General features: G+C 56.3%; 22 protein-coding genes. 19 read left to right on the top strand and 3 right to left on the bottom strand.

The genetic code is table 11. The features are described from left to right. The first annotated feature begins 164 nt into the window (after positions 1–164). From ftsH to VLY20_09765, 7 genes are all read left to right on the top strand, one after another. A complete protein-coding gene (ftsH, locus tag VLY20_09735) occupies positions 165–1,991 on the top strand; it encodes an ATP-dependent zinc metalloprotease FtsH (protein HUK56924.1) in 1,827 nt (608 codons plus the stop codon). 42 nt (positions 1,992–2,033) lie between these two features. Next, positions 2,034–3,260 carry an FAD-dependent oxidoreductase gene (locus VLY20_09740; protein ID HUK56925.1) on the top strand — a complete coding sequence of 409 codons (1,227 nt, stop codon included), beginning with the start codon at positions 2,034–2,036 and terminating at the stop codon, positions 3,258–3,260. Positions 3,261–3,353: 93 nt separating this feature from the next. Continuing rightward, positions 3,354–4,505 carry a radical SAM family heme chaperone HemW gene (hemW, locus tag VLY20_09745; GenBank protein HUK56926.1) on the top strand — a complete coding sequence of 384 codons (1,152 nt, stop codon included), beginning with the start codon at positions 3,354–3,356 and terminating at the stop codon, positions 4,503–4,505. A 93-nt stretch (positions 4,506–4,598) separates the two neighbouring features. Then, entirely contained in the window at positions 4,599–5,093 is a 495-nt protein-coding gene (locus tag VLY20_09750) for a ubiquinol-cytochrome c reductase iron-sulfur subunit (protein ID HUK56927.1), read from the top strand. 2 nt (positions 5,094–5,095) lie between these two features. After that, positions 5,096–6,448 (top strand): cytochrome b N-terminal domain-containing protein, encoded by a 1,353-nt coding sequence (locus VLY20_09755; protein HUK56928.1) that lies wholly within the window; start codon positions 5,096–5,098, stop codon positions 6,446–6,448. Positions 6,449–6,463: 15 nt separating this feature from the next. Beyond that, positions 6,464–7,516: a J domain-containing protein gene (locus tag VLY20_09760; GenBank protein ID HUK56929.1), complete on the top strand. Its 1,053-nt coding sequence runs from the start codon at positions 6,464–6,466 to the stop codon at positions 7,514–7,516. A 3-nt stretch (positions 7,517–7,519) separates the two neighbouring features. Continuing rightward, on the top strand, positions 7,520–7,831 hold the full coding sequence (locus VLY20_09765; protein ID HUK56930.1) for a MerR family transcriptional regulator: 312 nt from the start codon (positions 7,520–7,522) through the stop codon (positions 7,829–7,831). Here the strand turns inward: VLY20_09765 and VLY20_09770 are convergent. Further along, positions 7,825–9,339: an HD domain-containing phosphohydrolase gene (locus tag VLY20_09770; protein HUK56931.1), complete on the bottom strand. Its 1,515-nt coding sequence runs from the start codon at positions 9,337–9,339 to the stop codon at positions 7,825–7,827. The genes VLY20_09765 and VLY20_09770 overlap by 7 nt on opposite strands. 13 nt (positions 9,340–9,352) lie before the next feature. After that, positions 9,353–11,587: an ATP-binding protein gene (locus tag VLY20_09775; GenBank protein HUK56932.1), complete on the bottom strand. Its 2,235-nt coding sequence runs from the start codon at positions 11,585–11,587 to the stop codon at positions 9,353–9,355. Between the two features lie 412 nt (positions 11,588–11,999). Between VLY20_09775 and VLY20_09780 the strand changes: the two genes are divergently transcribed. The 4 genes from VLY20_09780 (at position 12,000) to tsaD (ending at position 17,644) form a co-directional block, all read left to right on the top strand. Further along, a complete protein-coding gene (locus tag VLY20_09780) occupies positions 12,000–12,911 on the top strand; it encodes a hypothetical protein (protein HUK56933.1) in 912 nt (303 codons plus the stop codon). Between the two features lie 301 nt (positions 12,912–13,212). Then, the gene (locus VLY20_09785; protein ID HUK56934.1) at positions 13,213–15,642 is read left to right on the top strand and encodes an ATP-dependent Clp protease ATP-binding subunit; all 2,430 of its coding nucleotides are present in this window, start codon (positions 13,213–13,215) and stop codon (positions 15,640–15,642) included. Positions 15,643–15,699: 57 nt separating this feature from the next. Beyond that, on the top strand, positions 15,700–16,497 hold the full coding sequence (locus VLY20_09790; GenBank protein ID HUK56935.1) for a tetratricopeptide repeat protein: 798 nt from the start codon (positions 15,700–15,702) through the stop codon (positions 16,495–16,497). A gap of 112 nt (positions 16,498–16,609) precedes the next feature. Further along, positions 16,610–17,644 (top strand): tRNA (adenosine(37)-N6)-threonylcarbamoyltransferase complex transferase subunit TsaD, encoded by a 1,035-nt coding sequence (gene tsaD / locus VLY20_09795; GenBank protein HUK56936.1) that lies wholly within the window; start codon positions 16,610–16,612, stop codon positions 17,642–17,644. Here tsaD and VLY20_09800 read toward each other — a convergent pair. Then, complete coding sequence (locus VLY20_09800; protein HUK56937.1) at positions 17,631–17,999, bottom strand: hypothetical protein; 369 nt, start codon at positions 17,997–17,999, stop codon at positions 17,631–17,633. The two genes, tsaD and VLY20_09800, sit on opposite strands and share 14 nt — an antisense overlap. A 121-nt stretch (positions 18,000–18,120) precedes the next feature. Between VLY20_09800 and VLY20_09805 the strand changes: the two genes are divergently transcribed. From VLY20_09805 to fabF, 8 genes are all read left to right on the top strand, one after another. Continuing rightward, positions 18,121–18,660, top strand: a complete 540-nt coding sequence (locus VLY20_09805) for a DUF177 domain-containing protein (protein ID HUK56938.1) — start codon at positions 18,121–18,123, stop codon at positions 18,658–18,660. Positions 18,661–18,677: 17 nt separating this feature from the next. Beyond that, positions 18,678–18,860: a 50S ribosomal protein L32 gene (rpmF, locus tag VLY20_09810; GenBank protein HUK56939.1), complete on the top strand. Its 183-nt coding sequence runs from the start codon at positions 18,678–18,680 to the stop codon at positions 18,858–18,860. 63 nt (positions 18,861–18,923) lie between these two features. Next, positions 18,924–19,967 (top strand): phosphate acyltransferase PlsX, encoded by a 1,044-nt coding sequence (gene plsX, locus VLY20_09815; protein HUK56940.1) that lies wholly within the window; start codon positions 18,924–18,926, stop codon positions 19,965–19,967. Continuing rightward, positions 19,968–20,945, top strand: coding sequence for a beta-ketoacyl-ACP synthase III (locus VLY20_09820; GenBank protein HUK56941.1), 978 nt, complete (start codon positions 19,968–19,970; stop codon positions 20,943–20,945). A gap of 155 nt (positions 20,946–21,100) precedes the next feature. Next, on the top strand, positions 21,101–22,033 hold the full coding sequence (gene fabD, locus VLY20_09825; protein ID HUK56942.1) for an ACP S-malonyltransferase: 933 nt from the start codon (positions 21,101–21,103) through the stop codon (positions 22,031–22,033). Positions 22,034–22,067: 34 nt separating this feature from the next. Further along, positions 22,068–22,811 carry a 3-oxoacyl-[acyl-carrier-protein] reductase gene (fabG, locus tag VLY20_09830; GenBank protein HUK56943.1) on the top strand — a complete coding sequence of 248 codons (744 nt, stop codon included), beginning with the start codon at positions 22,068–22,070 and terminating at the stop codon, positions 22,809–22,811. Positions 22,812–22,873: 62 nt separating this feature from the next. Then, positions 22,874–23,107 (top strand): acyl carrier protein, encoded by a 234-nt coding sequence (gene acpP / locus VLY20_09835; GenBank protein HUK56944.1) that lies wholly within the window; start codon positions 22,874–22,876, stop codon positions 23,105–23,107. Positions 23,108–23,194: 87 nt separating this feature from the next. Further along, positions 23,195–24,424 (top strand): beta-ketoacyl-ACP synthase II, encoded by a 1,230-nt coding sequence (gene fabF / locus VLY20_09840; protein HUK56945.1) that lies wholly within the window; start codon positions 23,195–23,197, stop codon positions 24,422–24,424. Positions 24,425–24,432 lie beyond the last annotated feature (8 nt).

The following is a 24,432-nucleotide window of genomic DNA, read 5'->3' on the forward strand; positions in this document are numbered from 1 at the left end:
TCATTCGACCCGAGGACGCCGCATCCGTCTTCCCGCGAAAGCCCTCTGGGCCGCTTTGGCCCCGAAACCCCGGTGCATTGACATCGGGACCGCCGACCTGTTAGTTTTAAAAATAGAATAGCTGCGAAAGGTCCGGAACGCCTGAACCGCCGGGATGACGGAGCATGAATACGAAGCATTGGAAATTTTCAGTCTGGTACATCGTGGCGGCCCTGTGGCTTCTGGTCCTGTTTCAGCTCTTTGTGACACCCATCTTCAGTCCGACTGAACTTCCCTACAGTGAGTTCAAGGCCGCGGTGGCCGCCGGCAAAGTGGCCGAGGTTTCGATCGCCTCGTCGGTCATTCACGGCCAAATGAAAGCCGAGGCCGGGGGCGACGCGAGGGGGAGCGTCTTTGACACCGTGCGCGTCGAGGACCCCGATCTGATCCGGGATCTGCTGGCCGGTCATGTCAAGGTGGTGGGTGTGATCGAAAGCACCTTGGTAAGGCAGCTGCTGTCCTGGGTGGTTCCGATTGCGTTGTTCTTCGGGGTCTGGCTTTATTTCATCCGACGCCTGGGGCAGGGTCAGGGCGGGTTTATGACGGTCGGCCAGAGCAAGGCCAAGATCTATATGGAGAAGGAGGTCAAGGTCACCTTCAACGACGTGGCGGGGGTGGACGAGGCCAAGATCGAACTGCAAGAAGTGATCGAGTTTCTGAAGACTCCGGAAAAGTTCGGCCGGCTGGGCGGAAAAATCCCGAAGGGAATCCTGTTGGTGGGTCCTCCGGGAACCGGAAAGACGCTGCTCGCGCGCGCCGTCGCCGGCGAGTCCGGGGTCACTTTTTTCTCGATCAGCGGCTCGGAGTTCGTCGAGATGTTTGTGGGAGTGGGGGCCGCGCGTGTGCGCGATCTGTTCACGCAGGCCAAGGAGAAGGCGCCGTGCATCATCTTCATCGACGAGCTCGACGCGTTGGGGAAGGCCCGCGGAATCGGCCCCATGGCGCACGAGGAGCGGGAGCAGACCTTGAATCAGCTTCTGTCCGAGATGGACGGGTTTGATCCGCGTGTGGGGGTCATCCTGATGGCCGCGACGAACCGGCCGGAAATTTTGGATCCGGCGCTGCTGCGCGCGGGCCGTTTCGACCGCCATGTCCTGGTGGATCGCCCGGACAAGAACGGCCGGCTGGCGATCTTGAAAATCCACGCGCGGAGCGTGCCCCTGGAATCGGAAGCCGGCCTGGAAGTGATCGCGGCGATGACGCCGGGATTCGTGGGGGCCGACTTGGCGAACATTATCAACGAGGCCGCGTTATTGGCGGTGCGTCGCTCAAAAGACAAGGTCGGTCTTTCCGAACTTCAGGAGGCGGTGGAGCGGGTGATCGCGGGGCTGGAAAAAAAGAATCGGGTTCTCAATAAGGCGGAACGCGAGCGGGTCGCGCATCACGAGGTCGGGCATGCCCTGGTGGCGCTCTCGATTCCGGGCGTGGATACGGTTCAGAAGATCTCGATCATCCCGCGCGGGATCGCCGCGCTGGGCTACACCCTGCAGCTGCCCACGGAGGAACGCTTCCTGATGACAAAATCGGAGCTGGAGAACAAGATCGCGGTGCTGCTCGGCGGCCGGATCGCCGAAGAGATCGTTTATCATGAAGTCTCGACCGGGGCTCAGGATGATCTGCTCAAGGCCACCCAGATCGCCAAGAGCATGGTGAAGACCTACGGCATGAGCGACAAGCTGGGTCAGGTGACCCTCGACATGGAGCGTCAGCCGCTTTTTCTCCCGACGGCGCAGTCTCCGATGCCGGGGGATTACAGCGAGGAGACCTCGCGGGAGATCGATTGCGAGATTCGCCGGATCATCGATGAGCAGGTCGCCCGGTCGCGGAAGATTCTGGCGGAAAAGAAGGATATCCTTCGCCGCGCGGCCTCGGTGCTGCTGGAAAAGGAAACGATCACCGGCGAGGACCTGAAGACGATCCTGGCTCAATACAAGGCCGCGCCGGCGCGTTGAAGCGTCGGGACGGCGGTGCCGCGAACAAAGCCCGGAGGACCGATGAGGACGACCCGCTATCTATTGATCGGGGGAGGTCTCGCCTCCCGTGAGGCGGCCCGGCAACTTAGGGAGAGCGACCCCGACGGGAGCATCACCCTAATCGGCGAAGAGCCCCACCGGCCGTACGACCGGCCGCCCCTCTCGAAGGAATTTCTCCGGGGAGAAAAATCCCGGGATGAGCTGTTCTATGATCCCGAACCGTATTATCGGGACCATCGGATCGAACTCCTGCCGGGCCTGTCCGTCCGTCGACTGGAGCTCTCAGCCAAAACCGCCGCGCTCTCGAACGCCGAAACGGTCGTTTTCGAAAAGGCCCTGATCGCCACCGGGGGACGTCCGGTCCGTCTCACGATCCCCGGGAACGACCTCCCCGGGGTCCATTATCTGCGCACCCTCGAGGATTCGGCCGCGATCGGCGCCGAGGCCGTGGCGGGCCGACGGGCCGTGATCATCGGGGCCGGCTTTATCGGGATGGAGATCGCAGCCTCCCTGACTCAACGGGGCGTCGGGGTGACCGTGATCGAGACGCAAGCCCATATCTGGTCCCGTTTTGCCGACGCCACGCTGGCCGGCTTCTTCCAGAGCGATTGCGCGCAAAAGGGCGTCGCGTTCCACACCCGGGAGACGGTGACCGAGATCCGGGGCCGGGGTCGCGCTTCGGCCGTCGCGACAAAGTCCGGAAAGGAGTTTCCGTGCGACTTCGTCTGCATCGGCATCGGGATTGTTCCCAATGTGGAACTGGCCCGGGAGGCCGGTCTCCGGGTCGACAACGGGATCGTGGTGAATGAATATCTTCAATCGTCCCATCCCGACGTTTACGCCGCCGGGGACGTCGCGAATTATCCCGATCCCGTTTTCGGCAAACGTCGGCGTGTGGAACACTGGGGTCACGCGGAATACGGCGGTCAGTTGGCCGGGAAGAACATGGCTGGTGCGGGCCGGCCGTATGATCTCCTCACCTATGTCTGGTCCGACCTCTTCGACCTTCGCCTGCAGTTCGCCGGCGACGAAGCCGAGCATGACCGGGTTCTTCTTCGCGGACGGCTTGAAGATCGATCGTTCACCGTCCTTTACCTCAAGCAAAACGTGTTGACGGCCTATTTTGCGGTCAACGGCAAGGCCAAAGAGTTTCCCGTCTTCCAACGTCTCATTCGGCAAAAAACGGATCTCGCCGGGAAGGAACCGCAACTGCGGGATCCGGCGTTCGCGGTCAAATCCTTGCTCTAGAAACCTACACCCCCGCGGGGAGGCCCGGCCCGACTCGGGCCCGATGGAGGTCGGCGCTTTGATTGAACGGACGAGTTGTTGTATACTGCGAACATGAACGCGCCGTTTTCGCTTTATCTTCATTTTCCATACTGCTGGAGCAAGTGCCACTATTGCGCCTTCAACTCGGTGCGGTACGACAAGCCCCAGAGCCTTCGCTTTCTCTCGGCCCTGAAAAAGGAGATCGCGCGGTACGGCGGTCGGACCGGGGTCCGGGATCGCCGCCTGATCACCCTATACATGGGGGGCGGGACGCCGTCCATCTTTAACGCCGATCAAATTTTGGAGGTGCTGGACTGTAGCCGCCGTCATTTTAATTTTGCGGACGACATCGAGGTCACGATGGAGGCCAATCCCGGCACGGTCGATCTCGAAAAATTAACGGCGCTGAAAAGCGGAGGAGTCCATCGCTTGAGTCTCGGTGTGCAGTCCTTCCGGGACGGCGAGCTGACGAGGCTCGGCCGCGCGCACGGCCCGCGGGTCGCCCGGGAAGCCTACGGGACGGCCCGGGAGGCCGGGTTTGATAATGTGAACCTCGATTTCATGTACGCACTTCCGGACCAGCGGCTGGAAGATTGGGACCGGACGCTGGACGAGGCGATCGGCATCGGGCCGGAGCATCTGTCGGCCTATGCCCTGACGATCGAGGAGGGGACGCGGTTCGGGGCGGATTATGACCGGGGTCTTCTGGTGTTGCCCGACGAGGAACGGCAGGTGCGGTTTGACGAGTGGACTCACGCCAAGCTTGCCGATGCGGGATACGTCCGGTATGAGGTCTCGAACTACGCCCGGTCCGGTCACGCCTGTCGCCACAATCTGGGGTACTGGAGCCAGCGGGAGTATCTCGGGCTCGGCCCCGGGGCCCACTCTTATTTCGACGGCCGGCGGTTCTCGAAAACGGAGGATATCGACGCCTACATTCATGACGTCGACGCCGGCGGGGAGGCGATCGAGGAATCCGAGGCGATCGATCCGACGCAAGCCGGCCGGGAGGCGCTGATTTTCGGACTGCGGAAAGCGGAGGGGGTCCGTCTCGACGAGATCCGGAATCAATATCCCGTGACCGATCCCGTACGACTTCAACAAACGTTCGATCAATGGAGCCGTGACGACCTGGTCGTTCTGGATCCCCCGCGCATCCGGCTTTCGTCCAAGGGACTGGGTCTTTGGGACCGGATCGCGGAAGAGATCACCGCCGTTCTTTAAGTCCGATTTCGAAAATCGTGATCGGCCGTTCTTGATTTCCGGAAGACGTGTCGGTGCACTACGCACCATTTAAACCCTCGTGAGATCGCCGGGATGGAACGTCGGACTTTTCTCGTTCGCGTGACGGGATTCATCATGGGTATGATCGGCCTGGTCCTCGCGATCCCCCTGGTCGGCTATGTGATTTCGCCGGCCTTTCGTCGAAGCGTTCAGGATTGGGCCGAGGCCGGCCGTCTGGACGACTTGACGGTCGGAGTCCCGCGGGAACTCTCGTATGTCGTGACGCTCCGCGACGGGTGGTTGGATGCCACGGCCACGAAATCGGTATGGGCGGTCCGACAGCCGGACGGGGCCGTCACGGTCTTTTCCCCCCTTTGCACCCATCTTGGATGCGGCTACCACTGGGACTCCGGCGATCGGGAATTCAAGTGTCCCTGCCACGGCAGCGTCTTTGACATCACCGGCAAGGTCGTCGGCGGCCCGGCCCCCCGGCCCCTGGACCGCCTGCCCGTCAAAGTGGAAGACGGACGCCTGTTCGTCATCAATAAGGAGTTCAAGGCCGGAACGCCTCAGCAGGTTGAGTTGTGACGATGTTTCGAACCATCCACGATTGGCTGGACCGGCGCTTGAGGCTCCGGCCCATCGAGGAAATGCTCCTGAGCGAGCCGATTCCCGGCGGCACAAGCTGGGTGTACGTCTTCGGAAGCGCCACCCTTTTTCTTTTCTTCCTTCAACTCCTGACCGGGATGTTCCTGGCGATATATTACGCGCCGACGCCCGATCACGCCTACGACAGCATCCGGTTCATCATGACGTCGGTTTCGTTCGGCCCCTTTGTGAGAGGGCTGCACCATTGGGGGGCCAGCGCCATGGTGGTGGCCATCGGGCTTCACATGCTGCAGGTCTATCTGTACGGGGCTTACAAGCCCCCCCGGGAAGCGATGTGGATGGTCGGGGTCGTGTTGTTCCTGCTCGTGCTGGCCTTTGCCTTCAGCGGTTACCTCCTGCCGTGGGATCAGAAGGCGTACTGGGCGACGCAGATCGGGATCAACATGGTCGGCACCGTTCCGTGGATCGGCGATGCCCTCGTCCGGATCGTCCGTGGAGGGGACCATCTGGGAGCCCTGACCCTGACCCGTTTTTTCGCTCTTCACATTCTCTTCCTGCCCCTCATGACGCTCGCCTTGATCGCGCTCCATCTGTTTATTCTGAGGCGGGTCGGTCCGGCCGGTTTGTTTGAAGAAAAAAGGGCCGTCGGTAAAAATAAGTCCGTTCGGACGGAGCGGAGGCGCCGGCCCGCGAGCGAGCCGTTCTACCCGAGGCAGGTCTTCATGGATGCCGTCGTGATGGGCGTCGTCTTCCTGATCGTCTCGGCCATGGCGATCGGCGTTTCTTTTCCCCTGGCCGACAAGGCCAACCCGTCGGACACCAGCTTCAAGCCGATCCCGGAATGGTACTTTCTGTTCTACTACCAGGGGCTCAAGTACGTTCACGGTCCGCTGGAACCCTTGGCCACATGGATTCTGCCCGGGGTGATCTATGCGGTCCTGATGTTCCTGCCGTTCCTCGATCGAAATCCGGCGCGCAACCCCGTCCGCCGGCCGACGGCGATCCTCATCGGTGTTTTGTTCCTGGCCGGGGTGTTCGGCCTGATGACCGTTTCGCTGGAGGAGATCTATGCCGTTCCGACGACGGATCCGTCGGTGACGAGGGGCCGGGAGTTATACGCCAAGCTTCCCTGTGTCGGCTGTCATCGGATTCATGGGTCGGGAGGCGCCGTGGGACCGGATCTTTCCTTTGAAGGGAAGGCCCGGGATCGGGATTGGCTGGTCCGTCATTTCAAAGATCCACGGGCGGTGTCGCCGGGATCGATCATGCCGGCCTTTCCCCTGACCCCGTCCGAACTGGACGATCTGACGAATTACATATTGAGCCTCAAATGAGACGTAAATTATCCGATGGAATACAAAGACTACTATAAAATCTTGGGCGTGGCCAAGAACGCCTCGGAGTCGGAGATCAAAAAGGCCTACCGGAAGTTGGCCCGGGAGTTCCACCCGGACCTAAACCCGGGGAACAAATCGGCCGAGGAACGCTTCAAGGAGATCAACGAGGCCAACGAGGTTTTGAGCGATCCCGAGAAGCGCCGGAAGTATGACGAACTCGGCTCGCATTGGGAGCAGATTCAAAGAGACCGCGATTACGCGCGACGGTACGCGCGCCCCGGATTCGAGGGGCCGCCGGAGGATTTCGACCTCGGCGATTTCTTCACGACGTTTTTCGGAGACCGGATGTCCGGTTTCGGCCCCGGGCCGTTCGCCGCAGGCCCCCATCCGGGCGCGGATCTGCAGTCGGAAATCGGTCTGTCCCTGGAAGAACTTCATCGGGGCTCCCGTAAATCGTTGAATCTCTCCGTGACTGAAACCTGCCCGACGTGCCATGGCCAGGGCATGATCATGACCTCTGCGTACAGCCAGGGGAAGAGACAGGTCGTGACCTCGGCGCAGCCGTGCGGAACCTGCCTAGGCCAAGGGCAGATCCGAACACAACGGGAGGTCCAAGTCAAGATTCCCAAGGGGGTGAAAGAAGGGTCGAAAATCCGGCTCGTCGGCCTGGGGGATAAAGGGAGCCAGGGCGGCCCGGCGGGCGATCTCTACCTGGTGGTCAAGGTTCTGCCCCATCGGCTTTTCCATCTCGATGGATACGATCTGGAAGCGGAACTGCCCGTTTGGGCGGACGAGGCCGCCTTGGGGGCCCAGATCAAGGTTCCAACGCTGGATCAAAAAGTGCTTTTGAAGGTCCCGCCCGGCAGCCAGTCGGGGCAGCGTCTTCGTTTGAGGGGAAAGGGGCTGGAGAAGCCGCGAGGGGAAGGAGCGGGCGATTTGCATTACAAGATACGGATCATGATTCCGGACCGGATCAACGCGAAGGAACGGGAGCTCTTCAACGAACTGCGCCGCTTGAGGATCGAGCGCGGAGACGAAAATAAAATCCGGGACCGGCTGGGGTGAACGATGCCTAAGAGACGCGGGAAAGGACAGCGAGCGGTTCAACGGTACGTGACGATCTCGACCGTCTGCGAAGTTTATCGGTTGCGGCCGCGGACGCTTTGGACCTATGAACGGAGGGGACTGATCCGTCATGAAGAGGGGGTGCTGGAGGACGGTCGCAGAACCGTCCTATATGGCGATCGCGATCTCCGGCGGATCCGGATGATCTGTTCATTAACGCGGGATCTTGGAGTGAACCTGGCCGGAATCGAGGTGATCCTGCGTCTTTTGGATCGTTTCGAAAAGGGGTTTTCCGCGGGGCCGGATGACTATTGATGACGGAAAAAATCCGGTCCGACTTTTTGCAGCAGGCCCTCAAACGCTTTGACCACATCCGGATCAAACTGCGGCCCGGCATATTTTTGGAGTTCGCCGGACAGCTTGGCGATCGGCTGCGCTTTTCGGTAGGGGCGGTCGGACGTCATGGCATCGATCGTATCCGCGACCATCAGGATGCGCGCCCCCAAGGGGATCCGTTCGCGCGGGAGACCGTTCGGGTATCCTTTCCCGTTGCATTGTTCGTGATGGTGGAGAACAATCATGAGGATGTTCTCGGAGAGCCCCACCGCGTTTAGAATTTTAACCGCGTTGGCGGGATGCGCCTTCATCACTTCAAATTCGTCTTTCGTCAGACGGTCCTTTTTCAGAAGAATATCCTCGCTGCTTCCGATTTTCCCGATGTCATGAAGGATTCCGGCGATCTCGATCTCGTCGATCTCGTTCGCCGTTAATCCCATCTCCTGAGCCAGCGCCGCGGCATACCTCGAAACATTTTCGGAATGACCCGAGGTGTAACTGTCCTTCAACTCGATGGTGGCCACGAGTGACCGGATCGTCTTGACATAGCTTTGGTGAAGCTCCTGATAGAGCTGGGCGTTCTCGATCGCGGCCGAAGCCTGGCCGGCCAGGAGCGTGACCAGCTCCAGATCGCTTTCGGTAAACGGTCCGGAGCCGGGGTTGTTTTTTGAGATGTTCAGCACCCCGATCAGCCGTTCGTGCGTCGCAGGCGGACGGGTCAGGGATGAAATCCGTGTGTACCCTCTTCCGATGAGGGGGACCGAAACCGAGAAGAGAATCCCGGTGTCTTCGAGAACGTTCGCCAACCCCGGATTTTGTTGAACGCCTCCCTGGATGACCAGCGGTTTTCTTGTCTCGGCGACCACGCCTGCCACTCCCTGACCGAGCTTCTTGGTCATCTTGGAAGGAACGACCACGGCAAACCCGGAGTGGGATTTCACCTGCAGTTCCTGGCGGGATTCGTCAAACAACATCAGCGAAGCGCGGTCGGCCTTCGTTTCAATGCGGGCACTCTCGGAGACTTCTCTGAAAAGATGATCCAAGTCGGTGGTCACCAGCCGCCGGTTGATTTCAAACAGGGGCATGAGGGATCGGAGGCGAATGTTCTCGTTGATGAGCCGATTTTTTTCCGTGGCGTGGCGGACGGCGGCGAGCAGTTCCTCCATCGTGAACGGTTTAATGACAAAGCCGAGCGTGCCGAGTTTGAGCGACTCGATTGCCATGTTCACGGTGCCGTGACCGGTGATCACGACAATGGCGATTCCCTGGTCGTGCTTTTTGGCGGCGTCGATCAACTCGAGGCCGCTCATTCCGCGCATCCGGATGTCCGTCAACAGCAGGTCAAACGGTTCCTCATGAAAGATCTGAAGCGCCTGCAATCCGTTGGAAGCGGTTTTGACGCGGTATCCTTCTTTCGTCAGGACACGGGTGCAGAGTTCTACGATTGTCGGCTCGTCGTCTACGACCAGGACTTTTTCTTGCGGCATCGTGGTGTCATGTTTAATTGTGGAGAACGGCCTCTTCCTTCACGGGAAGCTTGATGACAAACGTCGTCCCTGTACCCAGTTCGCTGAAGACCTCGATCCGGCCGCCGTGGCGTTCGATGATTCCGTAACTCACGGCCAGGCCCAAACCGGTTCCCATGCCTTCTTTCGTCGTAAAGAAAGGATCAAAAATCTTGGGGATGTGCTCTTTGTCAATACCCTCACCCGTATCCTGGAATCGCATCTCGATCGTCTTCCGTGAAAACACGGGGTCGTTTTCAGCGAACGTCCTTTGAGGCGATAGACCATCGAGGCCGTGAGCCAAGGTCGTTACAGTCAATGTTCCGCCTTTCGGCATGGCGTCAAACGCGTTTTTCAAAAGGTTGATGAAAACCTGTTTCATTTGATCTCCGTCGACAATGAGCGGCGGCAGATCCGATCCGTATTCCTCATTCAATACGATATTGGAAATCTCGGCTTGATGGCGAAGCAGGTTCAACGTCTTCTGAATCAGTAGATTGATGTCGATCAGTTCTTTTTTGATCCCCCGTTTCCGGGCAAAATCCAGCAAGTTTCTCACAATGTCCCGCGACCGCATCGCTTCGCTTTCAATGATTTTCAAATCCTTCTTGTGAGGATTATGTTCGTCCATGTCGTCGAGCATGAGAGCCGTAAACCCCAAAATGCTCGTGAGGGGATTGTTAATTTCGTGCGCCACGTTGGTGGCCAATTCCCCGATGGAAGCCAACTTGGCCGATTGGATCAATTGCTGTGTTTGGCTTCCTTTGAGTTCCTCCATTTGCTGCTGGAGGGTCTTGTACAGACGAGCATTCTCGATCGACACGCCGGCCTGCCGCGCGATGATCTCCAGCAATTTTAGGTCTGCCGGAAAGAAACTGTTTCCCGATCGCTTGTGGCCCAAAAGGATCAGTCCGCATAATTGGTCCTTGGTAAAAATGGGCACGGCAATGGCGATGTGAAGATCTTTCATGGCCGAGAACAGGTTCGCCCTTGTCCCTTCGTCGATTGACACGATCATGTGGGTTGTTTCGATCAACTCTTCCTGAAGAAGGACTTCCCTTTTCGTGGGCATCTTCAGATAATGCACCGGAGAGTCGGAGGCATAGTACTGGATCAGAGGATGATTCTTAAGAAACGGGATCGCCTCCACGGCACCTTCTCCATTGGTGGCCACCGACAATTCTTCCGAATCGGTCATGACCGCTAGAATGGCATGATCCGTTCGGAATGCCTCACAGAGTTGTTGGGTGATGCTTTTAAGAAGACTGTCCAAATCTTTAACCATGCTAAAGGTTTCGCTCAACTCGCCCAACAGGCGCTGAGGGTCCAGTTCTCCTCTGAAAAAGATCTTTTCGGTCGTTCTCTGAAATGATTTTTTCAAAGGTTCGAAACCCAAGGCGATCAGGAGAGAACCGATCACGAGGCTGGTCATATAGCCCGTTTTGTCTTGAAAAAACCTCTGAGCAAGAAGGATCAGCATCGTATAAAGCACCAGTGTGCTGACCAAGAGAAGGGAGTACACAATTGTGCGGCTCAGGATGAGGCGGATGTCCATCAAGCGGTGTTTAATGATCGCGTAGGAAATGAAGCCGATCATGAACAGTGAAAAATGGGGGCCCAGCCACATCAGGCTCGTGTCCCCGATCCAGGGAAGCCATAGGTTGAAGTAGCTGCCGAACATCGCCGCGATACCGGTTCCGGCTACCACATAACGGATCTGGGTTCTCTGTCGCCCTGAAGACTTACGATATCGGGTCAGGAGATGGAGAAAACCCCATCCCATGAGGAGAGAAAAGCCGATGGTGTAAAAAAGGTAGCTGGACCTGATAAAAACAACCTGCACCTCGTGGCCCGTTCGTGTAAAGGATTGAATCAGAAGGTTTGGCATGAACAGGCCTGCCGATACCAGAATCGGAAAGCCGATGCTTAATAACCTGGCCGGCAGGACTGAAGAGGCGATGGCCGTCGGGCTCGGGAAGATTCTTGCAAATTGAAAAAAGAATGTCGCGATAAAGGCACCCGCAACGTAGGTAAAGTAAAACCAAACGAGGGAGGAGGGATTATTTTCAAGCGTAAACATTCCATGGCCGAACGCCCATGCGGCTACCGAAAGCACCGCAGCCGCGTAAGAACGCGTGATGGGGTTCTTCCCGCCGCGACTGTAGACAATGAGGGAAAGGGTTAGATTGAGCGCGGCGGTTACGAATAGTATGATCGTTTTCGTTTCCAAGGGGTTCCATCCTGTTCAGGAAAAAACGAAAACAGCCTCTCAAGCTTCAACAATTTTAATCATATCACAAAGAAGCCTGTTTGAGTAGAACGAGGCGTCGTGATGTTGACATTGTGAAGATACATTGTACACTTATAAAAAGACGTTCACTTGGGTTCCATTGGATATGAAGTCCCTGATCAGCACATTCAGAGATTTGATTCTTCACCTTATGCCCCGATCGGTTGTGCAACTTCTGGTCGGATCGGTGGATTTCGTATTCGTTGTCCATCCCAGGTACCCTTCCGATGTCTGTCGAAAATATCCTTTTCTTCGCTTTGCTCCGATTTGGCTTATTGAGACCTTTTCACGTCACCTTTGGCCGGTACTGGGTCCGTCTATCTCGGGCATTAAAACCCGGGAGGGCCGGCCGATGAAGGGTCGTGTCGTTTTTTGTCCGTTGACGGCGGAGCAGATGTTCAATGACCTTGGGAAGGCCCGAAGACGTATTGTTCAATCAACCCGGCTGGGTGAAAAACTGGGGCCTAATGTGATTGGACTGGGTGCCCTATCTGCATCGGTCATGCGCGCAAAATGGGAAGCCCTAGACGGAATCAAAGCGCTAATCACAAGTGGCAGTATTTTCACGTCCGTCTTGCTCAGACAGGCGGCGGAATCATTGGCCAGGAGAGCAGGATTAGAATTGAAAGATTGTACTGTCGCCGTTGTAGGGGCGGCAGGTTTGGTCGGGTCACTGACGAGCAAATTGTTGGCCGAAAGAGTTGGGAGGCTTATTCTTGTGGATCGTCGACTTAAGATACTGAATGAGCTGGGGGAAGCGATCTCGAAACAGGTCAAAGCTCCGATCCTCTTGGCCAAAGAACTTTCTCCCATGCACAAGGCAGACCTCATTGTGGCTGCGACTAATGCCGTTTCGGCCGTTTTAAACCCGGCGGACCTTCCATCGGGGACTCTGATTATTGACGACAGTCGACCGACCAGCACCCCCTTGGATCTAATGGAACAGCGGCGAGATGTGGTCGTAGTGGAAGGCGGGGTTGGAAGGCTTCCCGGTATGCAATGCTCTTTCGATTTTGGGCTTCTTCACAAGGATGAGGTGTTCGGTTGTTTGGGTGAGACGATTCTGCTCTGTTGGGATGGGATGTATGAACATCGACATCTTGAAGGTAAAAAGGATCTTGAACTGGCCTTAGAGTTGGAAAAACTCGCTCTAGAAATAGGGTTTGATCTGGCGGAGTTCCAATGGCAAGGTCGTGCGATCCATTCTTCCCAATTCGATACCATTCGAGCTGCCCGCTCAAAAGATCCACATCCCGTTACATAGTTTGATTTTTAGTTTAAATCCTGTAGGGACGATTGCCTCGACTGGCCGCATTGTCTTCATGCGGTGTCTTTTATTGAAAGTCCTGCGAATCAAACGCCTGGTTTCAGGAGAAATATCTTGACAATAGATTGGCCAATGGTTACAATAAGATCAAACAGGTGCGACTTCAAAATGGTTTGAAAACAAACGGGTGTCGTTAAGAGGTTACCCGCTCTTCTTGTAATGAAAACAACGCACCGTAGTACTGACTTAGGTGCCCCTGAGGTGTCTAATGCTGGGTGGCGAAGGTTAAGGAGGTCCGATGTTCGAACGGTTTACAGATAAGGGGCGGAAAATAATCATCTTGGCGCGGGAAGAAGCGGAGCGCCATCAAAATGATTATCTGGGGACGGAACATCTGGCCCTGGCCATTTTACGAGAAACGGACGGAATCGCGCTGGCGATTTTGAAGAAGATGGGGCTTTCCCCCGAGCAAGTTCGTCTGGAAATTGAACGGAACCTGCCCAGTGGGGGCAGCACGATGACCTTCGGTGAAATTCCATTTACACCCCGTGTAAAGAAGGTCATCGAATTTGCGGTTGAAGAGGCCCGATTACTGGGCCATAACCATATCGGAAGCGAACATCTGCTTCTGGGACTTCTCCGCGAAGAAGAAGGGATCGGCGGGAAGATTCTTCGAAGTCTGGGAGCGAATTTGCTCACGGCACGTCAACTCACGGTTAATTTTCTTCGGAAATCCGTTCCCCGCGAACGTGAAAAGAAGAGCAATACTCCCGCCTTGGAAGAGTTCGGCAGGGACTTGACTCAATTGGCCAGTGAAGGAGCGTTGGATCCGGTGATCGGGCGGGCCGATGAGATTGAACGCGTTCTACAGATCTTGTGTCGGCGGACGAAAAACAATCCGGCCTTGATCGGGGAGTCCGGTGTGGGCAAAACCGCGATCGTCGAAGGTCTGGCCCAGCGAATTGTTTCGACGGAAGTGCCGGACAACCTTCTGAACCGGCGCGTCATTGCTTTGGATCTGGGTTCCTTGGTGGCGGGAACCAAGTATCGAGGACAGTTTGAGGAACGATTGAAAGTGGTCATGAAGGAAATCGTTCAGGCCGGGAACATTATTATTTTCATCGATGAACTCCACACGTTGGTCGGCGCCGGCGCGGCCGAAGGTTCCATCGACGCATCCAATATGCTCAAGCCCGCTCTGGCGCGGGGCGAGATTCAATGCATCGGCGCGACGACGCTGGACGAGTACCGTAAACATATCGAGAAGGACGGGGCCCTGAAGCGGCGGTTTCAGCCGATCTTCGTTCAACCTCCAAGCGCTGAGGAAACGATCAAGATCATCAAAGGACTTCGGGATCGGTATGAAGAACATCATGGCGTTGAAATCACGGAAGAAGCCATCGTGGAAGCCGTGCGCCTTGCGGACCGTTATATTACAGATCGGTTCATGCCGGACAAGGCGATCGATGTGATTGACGAAACCGGTTCAAGGGCCAAAATGAAGAGTTATTCGCTGCCCGAAGAGCTGAAAGCATTGGAGCAGGAATTGAAGCGGGTCACTCGCGATAAGGAGCTGGCCGTGACGCTTCAAAATTTTGAAGAGGCCGTTAAGCTTCGCGAAGAAGAGGAGCGGCATAAACGGTTGCTTGAAGAGGCCAAGCGGGAGTGGAAGAAAAGCCAGGAAAAAAATCGGCCTGTGATCTCGAAAGAGGATGTGGGATATGTTGTATCGAAAATGACCGGAATTCCCTTGTACAAATTAGAAGAAGCGGAATCTCAAAAGCTTCTCCATATGGAGGAAGAGCTTCACAAGCGCATTGTGGGACAAGAGGAAGCCATCGCGGCGGTCTGTCGCGCCATCCGGCGTTCTCGGGCCGGGTTGAAAGAGGCCAAGAGACCGATTGGATCATTCATATTCCTGGGTCCGACCGGTGTGGGTAAAACCGAGTTGGCCAAGGCGTTGGCAGAGTTCTTGTTTGATGATGAGAACGCTCTGATCCGTATCGATATGTCGGAATATATGGAGAAGTTTACTGGTTCTCGACTTGTGGGGGCCCCGCCGGGATATGTGGGATACGAAGAGGGGGGGCAATTGACTGAAACGGTTCGCCGGCGGCCTTATTCCGTCGTCTTGTTCGACGAGATTGAAAAGGCCCATCCGGAAATTTTCCATATGCTGCTTCAGGTTTTGGAAGACGGCTGTTTGACCGACAGCCTCGGCCGCAAGATCGACTTTAAAAATTCCGTGCTGATCATGACCTCCAATCTTGGAACCAAATTGATCCATAAAGGTGCCACGCTGGGCTTTCAGAAAGATGCCGATGAAGAAAAGCGTGTTCGCATGAAGGAGGACGTCCTTACCGAACTGAAAAAGGGCTTCAACCCGGAGTTTCTCAATCGAATCGATGAAGTGGTGGTCTTCCACCCCTTGGAAAAGCAACACCTTATTAAAATTGTGGATATCCTGATTGAAGAGGTCAATCAACGGCTTTCGGATCGCGGGATTCAACTGGACGTGACGGCCGAGGTCAAAGCATGGCTGACCAAAGAAGGATACGAGCCTGCTTACGGAGCGCGACCGATGCGCCGGGTTATCCAGAAAAGCATCGGCGATCCGTTGTCCGAGGAACTGCTTAAGGGGCGCTTTAAAGACGCTAAACGGATTAAAGTGATCCTCAAAGACAATATGCTTGCCTTTGTAGAAGACGAAGTTATGGCGGAGGTCTGATCGACTGAGTCAGCGCATCACTGAGGAGTTAGGCGTCCCATGGGGTGAAGATGCATCATGAGCATCATTCATGAGGCTCTGAAGAAAGCGAGTCGGGATGAGGCTCCGGAGCCCCGGATTGAAACACCGCGACGAGTTCTGTTTTCCACCGCCTCCAGATTCCCTCCACACGTCAACCTTATCGGGATCGGTATTCTGGTCTGTTTGATAGGTTCCGCCTATCTCGTGTATGTCGAACGCGAAGCCCTAAGACGTGTCTTTGTTAAAAAGGGGATTGCAAAAACCTCAAACGTGGAGCTACCCCTAGATATTCCCGCTTCATCGGTCGCATCCAAAACACAAGGGATCGGTTCTAAAACGTTGTCCCGTCAGCAATCCGTTGCCACCGGAGATTCGGCCGAGGCCCATGAGAAAAAGGGCGCAGATTATCTTGAAAAGGGAAAATTGAGGGATGCGGAACGGGAATTTTTATTGGCGGAGTCCTTAGATCCACGTTCGTCGGTGATTCAAAACAATCTCGGTTTCGTAATGAAGAGGGAAGGGCGCGATGGGGACGCCGAATCCCGTTACCGTACCGCCTTGCAAATGGATCCCGAGAACGTTCAAGCCATGAATAATCTTGGGCTGCTTTATCAAGAGCAGAATCGTTTGGAAGAAGCTAAACGTCTTTTTCAAGAGGCGGTTCAGGCCCAGCCCAATTTTCCGGATTCCCATCTGAATTATGCGATCCTGCTTGAGCGGGCTGGCTATATTGAAGAATCCAAACAACATTACCGATCGTTTCTGGTTTTGGCCTCCCCTCAACAGGAGCAAGCCGTTCAGCTGGTCAAAAAACATCTCAATCATTTGCCCTAGCTTCTTTATAGAAGGACTCCGTTTCACGGTCGGGGTTGCTTGCCAACCTGCTCTTGCAAGCGGACGCCCTCAAGATTCAGATCGATCGAGGGGTTCATAAGAAGGAGAGTGCGTGCTTTTCTTAGGAATTGAAACATCATGTGATGAAACCGCCGCTGCTGTTGTAGAAGATGGCCGTAAAGTATTGTCCAATGTTTTGCATTCGCAGGAACAGATCCATCGGAAATACGGAGGGGTGGTTCCGGAGTTGGCTTCTCGTCAGCATGTCGCCGTCATCTCCGACGTGGTTTGTACCGCTTTGGAAAAGGCCGGAGTCGAGTTGCGCGATCTTTCCGGAATCGCGGTTACCCAGGGGCCCGGGTTAATGGGGGCGTTGCTGGTGGGTGTCTCGTTCGGGAAGGCGTTAGCCTACCGCCATAACCTGAAACTGATCGGCGTGAATCACCTGGAAGGCCATATTGCAGCTGTCCGCTTGGAAAACCGGTCCATTGAACTGCCCGCCGTGGCCTTGGTGGTCTCAGGGGGACATACCAATATTTATTTTGTCCCGGCCGACGGTCCTTTGGAATTAGTGGGACAGACCATTGACGATGCCGCGGGCGAGGCTTTTGACAAGGGAGCCAAGATGTTGGGGTTGTCATATCCGGGAGGGCCGGAGATTGATCGGATATCCAAGACGGGTGATCCGACCCGAATCAATTTTCCAAGACCTTATCTCAAGAACGATTCATTGGACATGAGCTTCAGCGGGTTGAAAACGTCACTTCGTTATTATTTGGAACGATCAAGTTTTCCGCATGCATGCGGCCAGCAGAATGTCCCGGACTTTGCGGCGGCTTTTCAGGAGGCCATTGTGGATGTCCTGGTTGAAAAAACGATCAAAGCGGCGGATCGATACGGGGTGTCATCCGTGTGTGTGACGGGGGGTGTGGCCGCGAACACCGTTCTCCGTGGACGATTGGCGGGCGTTTGCAAGGAACGAGGACGATCGCTTTACATTCCCAATCCGACCTATTGTACGGATAATGGGGCGATGATCGCTGCGGCCGGGTATTTTCATTTCCATCGGCGGCGGGAGGCGCCGGGCTTAGCCTTAAGCCCGCGGACGGCTCCGCCCATGACCGGGTTGGGGTTTATTGGTGTTTAACGTGGATGCGGGGAGCAAAAGTAAAGGTGTGAGAATAAAGACCGAAGAAGTTGTAATTCAGCTCCCATGCGGTTGAGATGGTCATGTCCGTCGAGGATCGATTAATCTCGATATCCTGATCCGTAAGTTCGATGTCCAATTCATGCGCCTTTGCAATAATGGACCGACGGATCTCTTCATCGGAGGTCAATTGTCCTGTGTGGGCTTTTTCCGCCAGAAAATCGTTCATTTCGTAGGCGTTGATCCAATAGGGGGCCAACTCAAAGCCGAGGTAAACGCCGACTCCAAGAACGGTCAGAAAAAGGAGAAGACCGATCCGAAGTTTTCCTGGGGAATGACGGTATAAGAATTCCATAAAAACATATTACCACTTTTAGGGCGCTTTTGCGTACACGTCCATTTTCATCAAGGCCGTTAATTTCCTTGACAAAGCGTCCCGTGATCTCTATAATTTGTAAGTTTTATTACGGTGTTAGATGAAGATTCATCGATCGGATATACCCAACGAGGGGTTTGATCTTGACTGCCAAGCGGATCCCTCGACGCTGGCTCTGAACGATTCCGGCGTCGAGTTTGCGGATTCCATTCATATTCGGGCCCGGCTCGTTCTGATGGATCACGCGGTCCATGTTTCGGGGGAAGCCAAAGCCTGCGCGAAGCTTCAATGCGTACGGTGCCTGGAGGCGCTTTCCTATCCGGTCCGTTCCTCCTTCGAAATTACACTCGTGCCGAAGGAATCGAAGACCGACCGGCCATCGGGTGAATGGCATGAACTGCAGGAAAAAGAACTGGATGAGTACTTCTATTCGGACGACACCATCGATCTGACGGATTTGGTCAGAGAACAAGTCTTACTGTCCCTGCCGACATACCCGTTATGTCGGCCCCATTGTCGTGGACTCTGTCCTCAGTGCGGTCTGGACTTGAACCGCGGATCTTGTCGCTGTGCGGTGGAGGATCTTCATCGTCCGATGACCCCTTTACAGGAGAAACTGAAAAAGATCATCAAAAAATAATGTGAGGTTAATCCCATATGGCACATCCGAAACACAAAATTTCCAAATCCCGAAGAGACAAGCGACGGACCCACAAAAAGCTGCGGGCACCCAGCCTTGTTCCCTGCCCGCAATGTCGTGAACCCAAGCGACCCCATTTTGTTTGCCTGAATTGCGGAACCTACAAGGGACAGACGATCATTGCGATCAAAGAGTCCTAGTCGAAACGAGACAACGGAAAAGGTCCGAACTTCCGGGGTGCCGGAGCGGTGAAGGCGATGACAATGAAAATGGCCGTCGATGCGATGGGCGGAGATGACGCGCCCGGACCGATTGTTGAAGGGGCCGTCTTGGCCGCGCGGGAATACGGGGTCGGTGTTTTTCTGGTCGGTGATTCCACCGTCCTGGGGGAAGAGTTGGGCCGTCACGCCGTTGCGGGTCTCGATATCTCCATCGTGCACGCGGCTCAAAAAGTCGAAATGGATGAGGCCCCGTCCTTGGTGATCCGCCGAAAACGCGAGTCATCGATTTGGGTGGCGACCGAGCTGGTCCGGAAAGGCGAGGCCGTCGCCGTGATCAGCGCGGGAAACAGCGGCGCCACAATGGCGACGGCCCTTTTTATTCTCGGCCCTCTGAAGGGGGTGGAGCGACCCGCGATCGCCATTGTGTTACCTACCCTGCTGGGGCACTCCATTCTACTCGACGTCGGCGCGAATGTCGATTGCAAGCCCCTCAACTTGTTTCAGTTCGCGACCATGGGACATGAGTACGCCGAGTGGGTTTTGCAAAAGTCGCATCCTAAAATCGGTTTGCTCGGCATCGGTGAGGAAGATTCCAAGGGGAATGAGGTGACCAAAGAGGCGTTTAAAATCCTAAAAGCAAGCCCCATGAATTTCATCGGCAACGTCGAGGGCAGGGACGTTTATTCCGGTATGGCGGATGTCATCGTATGCGACGGTTTCATCGGCAACGTCGCCCTGAAAATCAGTGAGGGGCTTGCAGATGTTTTTGGAAAGCTCCTGAAGCGCGAAATCGCGGCCGTGTGGGGTGGCAAACTTGGTTATTTCTTTCTCCGCACCGCTTTTCAGCGGTTCAGGCGACGGATGGATTACGCCGAGTACGGTGGCGCCCCGCTGCTGGGTGTGAACGGAATCTCGGTCATCTGCCATGGACGGTCGTCCGCGAAGGCCATCAAGAACGCCCTGCGCGTGGCCAAGACCCAGGCCGAAGGTCGGGTGAATGAGCGGATTCAGAAAGATATCGAAGAGAGCATGACCATCTACAGCAAAGTTCACGAAGAGTACCTCCAATCCCAAAGACGAGACTGAATGCGAACCCGAATCATCGGCACCGGCTCCTACCTTCCCAAGCGGATTATGACGAACCGGGATCTGGAACGCCTCGTGGATACGACCGAAAACTGGATTCTGGAGAGGACGGGCATCCGGGAACGGCGGATCGCGGATGAAAGCGAAGCGGCGTCCGACTTGGCGATTCCTGCGGCCCGCCGGGCCCAGGAGATGGCCCGGCTCAATGAAAAGGATCTGGATCTGATCATGGTGGCGACCGCCACGCCCGACATGTTCTTTCCATCAACGGCCTGTCTTGTTCAAGACCGGCTTGGAGCGCATCAGGCGGCGGCCTTTGATCTTTCCGCGGCCTGCTCCGGATTTCTGTACGCCCTTTCCGTTGCCGATCAGTATATCCGAAACGGGGTTTATAAAAATGTGCTCATCATCGGAAGTGAGGTGATGTCCCGAATCATCGACTGGACCGACCGCAACACCTGCGTCCTGTTCGGAGACGGCGCCGGGGCAGCCGTTTTGCAGCGAACGAAAGGGGAGCACGGGGTTCTGTCAACCCATCTCCATTCCGACGGCCGGTTGTGGAACCTTATCCAGGTGCCGGGCGGGGGCTCGCGCCTCCCGCCGTCTCCATCGATGCTGGCCGACCGGAAACCGTACATCAAAATGAAGGGCAATGAAACCTTTAAAGTGGCGGTCCGGACCTTGGAAGAAGCGGTGTATGAAACCCTCAAAAGCGCGCATGTGCAACCCTCCGAACTTTCCCTGTTGATTCCCCACCAAGCCAACATCCGGATCATTAAGGCCGTGGCTCAACGGCTGGGTCTGCCGATGGAAAAGGTGGTGCTCAATGTGGACCGCTACGGCAATACGTCGGCCGCGTCGATTCCGATCGCCCTGGATGAAGCGGTTCGCCAGGCCCGGGTCAAGGACGGGGATCTGTTGCTCTTCGAGGCCTTCGGGGCCGGCTTAACATGGGCCTCGGCCCTTGTTCGGTGGTAGGTGATCCTAGCGACACGACGAAGATCCTCCTCGGCGGCGGCAACCCGGTGGACGAATTCCCACTAACCTGTTTATCCACTCCATTTTGAGCGAAGTGAGGATATTTTTTTGTTGACTTCGAGATACGATTTAAGCAATATCTGAATACTTCGACGATGACGGTCGCTTTTTTGTTTCCAGGCCAGGGTTCTCAATATGTCGGAATGGGCGAGAAATTGTTCGCGGCGTCCGATGTGGCCCGACAGGTTTACCGCACGGCTCAGGAGGTGCTGAAGTTTGATATCGCGACGGTTTGTCATGAGGGTCCCGCCGACCGCTTGAATTTGACCGAGCACACGCAGCCGGCGATTCTCACGACCAGCATCGCGGCGTGGAGGATGGCGCAGGAGAGGGGCCTCTCGGCGTCCACGCTGGCCGGACACAGCCTCGGCGAGTATACCGCGCTGGTGGCGGCCGGCGGCTTGGCGTTTTCCGATGCCGTAACCCTGGTCCAGAAGCGGGGGCGGTATATGCAGGAGGCTGTTCCGGAGGGGAGCGGGGCGATGGCCGCCATCCTGGGCTTGGATCGAGGGACGGTGGAAGAAATCTGCAAGGCGGCTTCAGGCCACGGCGTCGTTTCGGCGGCCAATATCAATTCCCGGGTTCAGATCGTCATCGGCGGAAACCGTCCCGCCGTCGAGGCGGCCATGGCGTTGGCCAAAGAGAGAGGTGCGAAACGGATCGTGCCGTTGGCCGTCAGCGTTCCTTCCCATTGTGCCTTGATGAAACCGGCGGCTGAACGGCTGGCCCGGGACCTCGACGGCGTGAAGTTTCTTCCGCTGCAGGTTCCGGTCGTGACGAATGTGGAGGCCGCGCCGATCGTGTCCGGTGACCTGGCGAAGAAGGCGTTGGTCCGGCAATTGGTGTCTCCCGTTCTCTGGGTCGACACCGTTGAACGCATGATTCAAGAAGGGGTTACTGCGTTTGTGGAGATCGGACCCGGCACGGTGTTATCCGGTCTGGTCAAACGGATCGACAGAAACGTGAAAACGTATCATATCGAAGACCCGGAAACCTTGGATGAGACCCTGGACGCCCTGACGGTTTAAACCCGGCGGACGTTGATTGGAGCGATGGAAAAAGATGGACTTGAAAGGACGCGTGGTCATCGTAACGGGAGGCGCCCGCGGCATCGGAAGGGCCATTTCGGAGAGTTTGGTTCAAGACGGCGCCCATCTGGTGATCTCGGATGTCGATCTTCGGGAAGCGAAGCAGACGGCCGACGCGCTGGCCTCCTCCGGGCGCCGGTGCCTGGCGGTGGAGGCCAACGTGACCGACGGCAAAGCCGTGGCCGAAATGGTGGATCGGGCGATCCAGGAGTTCGGTCGAATCGATGTTTTGATCAACAACGCCGGCATCACGCGCGACGCCCTTCTCCTTCGAATGAAAGAAGAGGACTGGGATTTGGTCTTGAATGTGAATCTGAAAGGGGCTTTTCATTGCACGAAGTCCGTTATTTCTACGATGAGCAAGCAGCGTAGCGGACGGATTGTCAACATTGCGTCCATCGTGGGCGTGATGGGAAATGCGGGACAGTCCAACTACGCCGCGTCCAAGGCGGCCTTGATCGGTTTCACAAAGTCCGTGGCCCGGGAGTACGCCAGCCGCGGAATCACCGTCAATGCCGTGGCACCCGGATTCATCGATACGGTGATGACCCAGTCCCTTTCGGCGAATGTTCGGGAGAATTTGATGAAACAGATACCGTTGGGCCGGCTTGGGACGCCCCAGGACATAGCCCACGCGGTTCGATTCTTGGTGTCAGAAGAAGCCGGATATATCACGGGACAGGTCCTGCATGTCAATGGCGGCATGTTGATGGTTTGACAGGATGACGGTCTCATTTCCGTTGTTATTTTTTTAATTGAAGAGGGGAGGTGCAGAAACCAATGGCAGCCGTGGATGAAAAGGTGAAAAAGATCATTGTGGAGCAACTCGGAGTGGATGAGGAGGACGTGACACCGGATGCCTCTTTTGTCGATGATCTGGGCGCGGATTCTCTTGATACTGTTGAATTGGTCATGGCTTTTGAGGAGGAGTTCGGCATTGAAATTCCGGACGAAGACGCCGAAAAGATCCTCACGGTGCAAAACGTCATGGATTATATCAAGGAACGGGTATAGTGAAGGCCCGCCGGAGGCCGGCCGTTCGTCGTTTTTTATATCCAGATCGTTGCGTGTGAGGAAGGGGGTGGGGTTCTGAATCGCCGCGTGGTCGTGACGGGTTTGGGGGTCGTATCCCCGCTGGGAATCGGGGTCGACCCGACCTGGAAAGCCTTATGCGGCGGGGTCAGCGGGGTGGGCCGCATCACGCGGTTCGATACGACCGATATGCCGGTGAAAATTGCGGCCGAGGTCAAGGGATTCGATCCGGCGAACTATATCGAAAAAAAAGAGATTAAAAAGATGGACACCTTCATCCATTACGCCCTCGCCGCCAGCCGGATGGTGATGGATGATTCCGGTTTAAAGGTGACCTCCGAAAATGCGGACCGGATCGGCGTTTATGTCGGCTCCGGGATCGGCGGCCTGAACGCCATTGAGGAATGGCATCGCGTCCTGATGGAAAAGGGACCGAAGCGCGTGACGCCGTTTTTCATTCCCATGACCATCATCAATCTGGCTTCCGGACAGATTGCCATCCGGTATAACCTCCAGGGTCCGAACTCCTGTGCGGTGACGGCCTGCGCGACCGGCAACAACTGCATCGGGGACGCCTTCCGGATCATCCAACGGGGGGAGGCGGATGCCATCATCGCCGGCGGGACCGAGGCCGCGATTACGCCTCTCGCTGTGGCGGGGTTTGCGGCTTCGCGCGCCCTCTCGATGCGCAACGACGATCCCGTGCGCGCCAGCCGGCCGTTTGACCGGGAACGGGACGGGTTCGTGCTGGGCGAGGGCGCCGGACTCCTGCTGCTCGAAGAACGGGAGGCGGCCCGGAGGCGCGGAGCCCGCATCTATGCGGAGGTGGTCGGTTACGCGATGACGGCCGATGCCTATCACATTACCGCGCCCCCGGACAGCGGCAGCGGCGCCATCCGGTGCATGTCGCTGGCGCTTAAAGATGCGGGACTGCGGCCGGCCCAAATCGGCTACATCAACGCCCACGCCACCTCCACCTTTGCCGATAAAATAGAGACCCGGGCGATCAAGACCGTGTTCGGCGACCATGCCAAGCGGGTTCCGGTCAGTTCCACGAAATCCATGACCGGTCATCTCCTGGGCGCGGCTGGTGGAGTCGAGGCGGTCTTTACGATCCTGGCGCTGGTGAAGGGTATCATTCCGCCGACCATCAATTACGAACATCCGGATCCGGAATGCGATCTGGATTGCGTTCCCAATACCGCTCGGCGCGCGTCCTTGGAGGCGGTGCTGACAAACTCGTTCGGGTTTGGAGGCACGAACGCTTGCCTGATTTTCAAGAAGCATGAAGAACATTGAAACGCCGT

This window comes from Nitrospiria bacterium, assembly GCA_035517655.1.
Taxonomy (GTDB): Bacteria; Nitrospirota; Nitrospiria; order JACQBZ01; family JACQBZ01; genus JACQBZ01.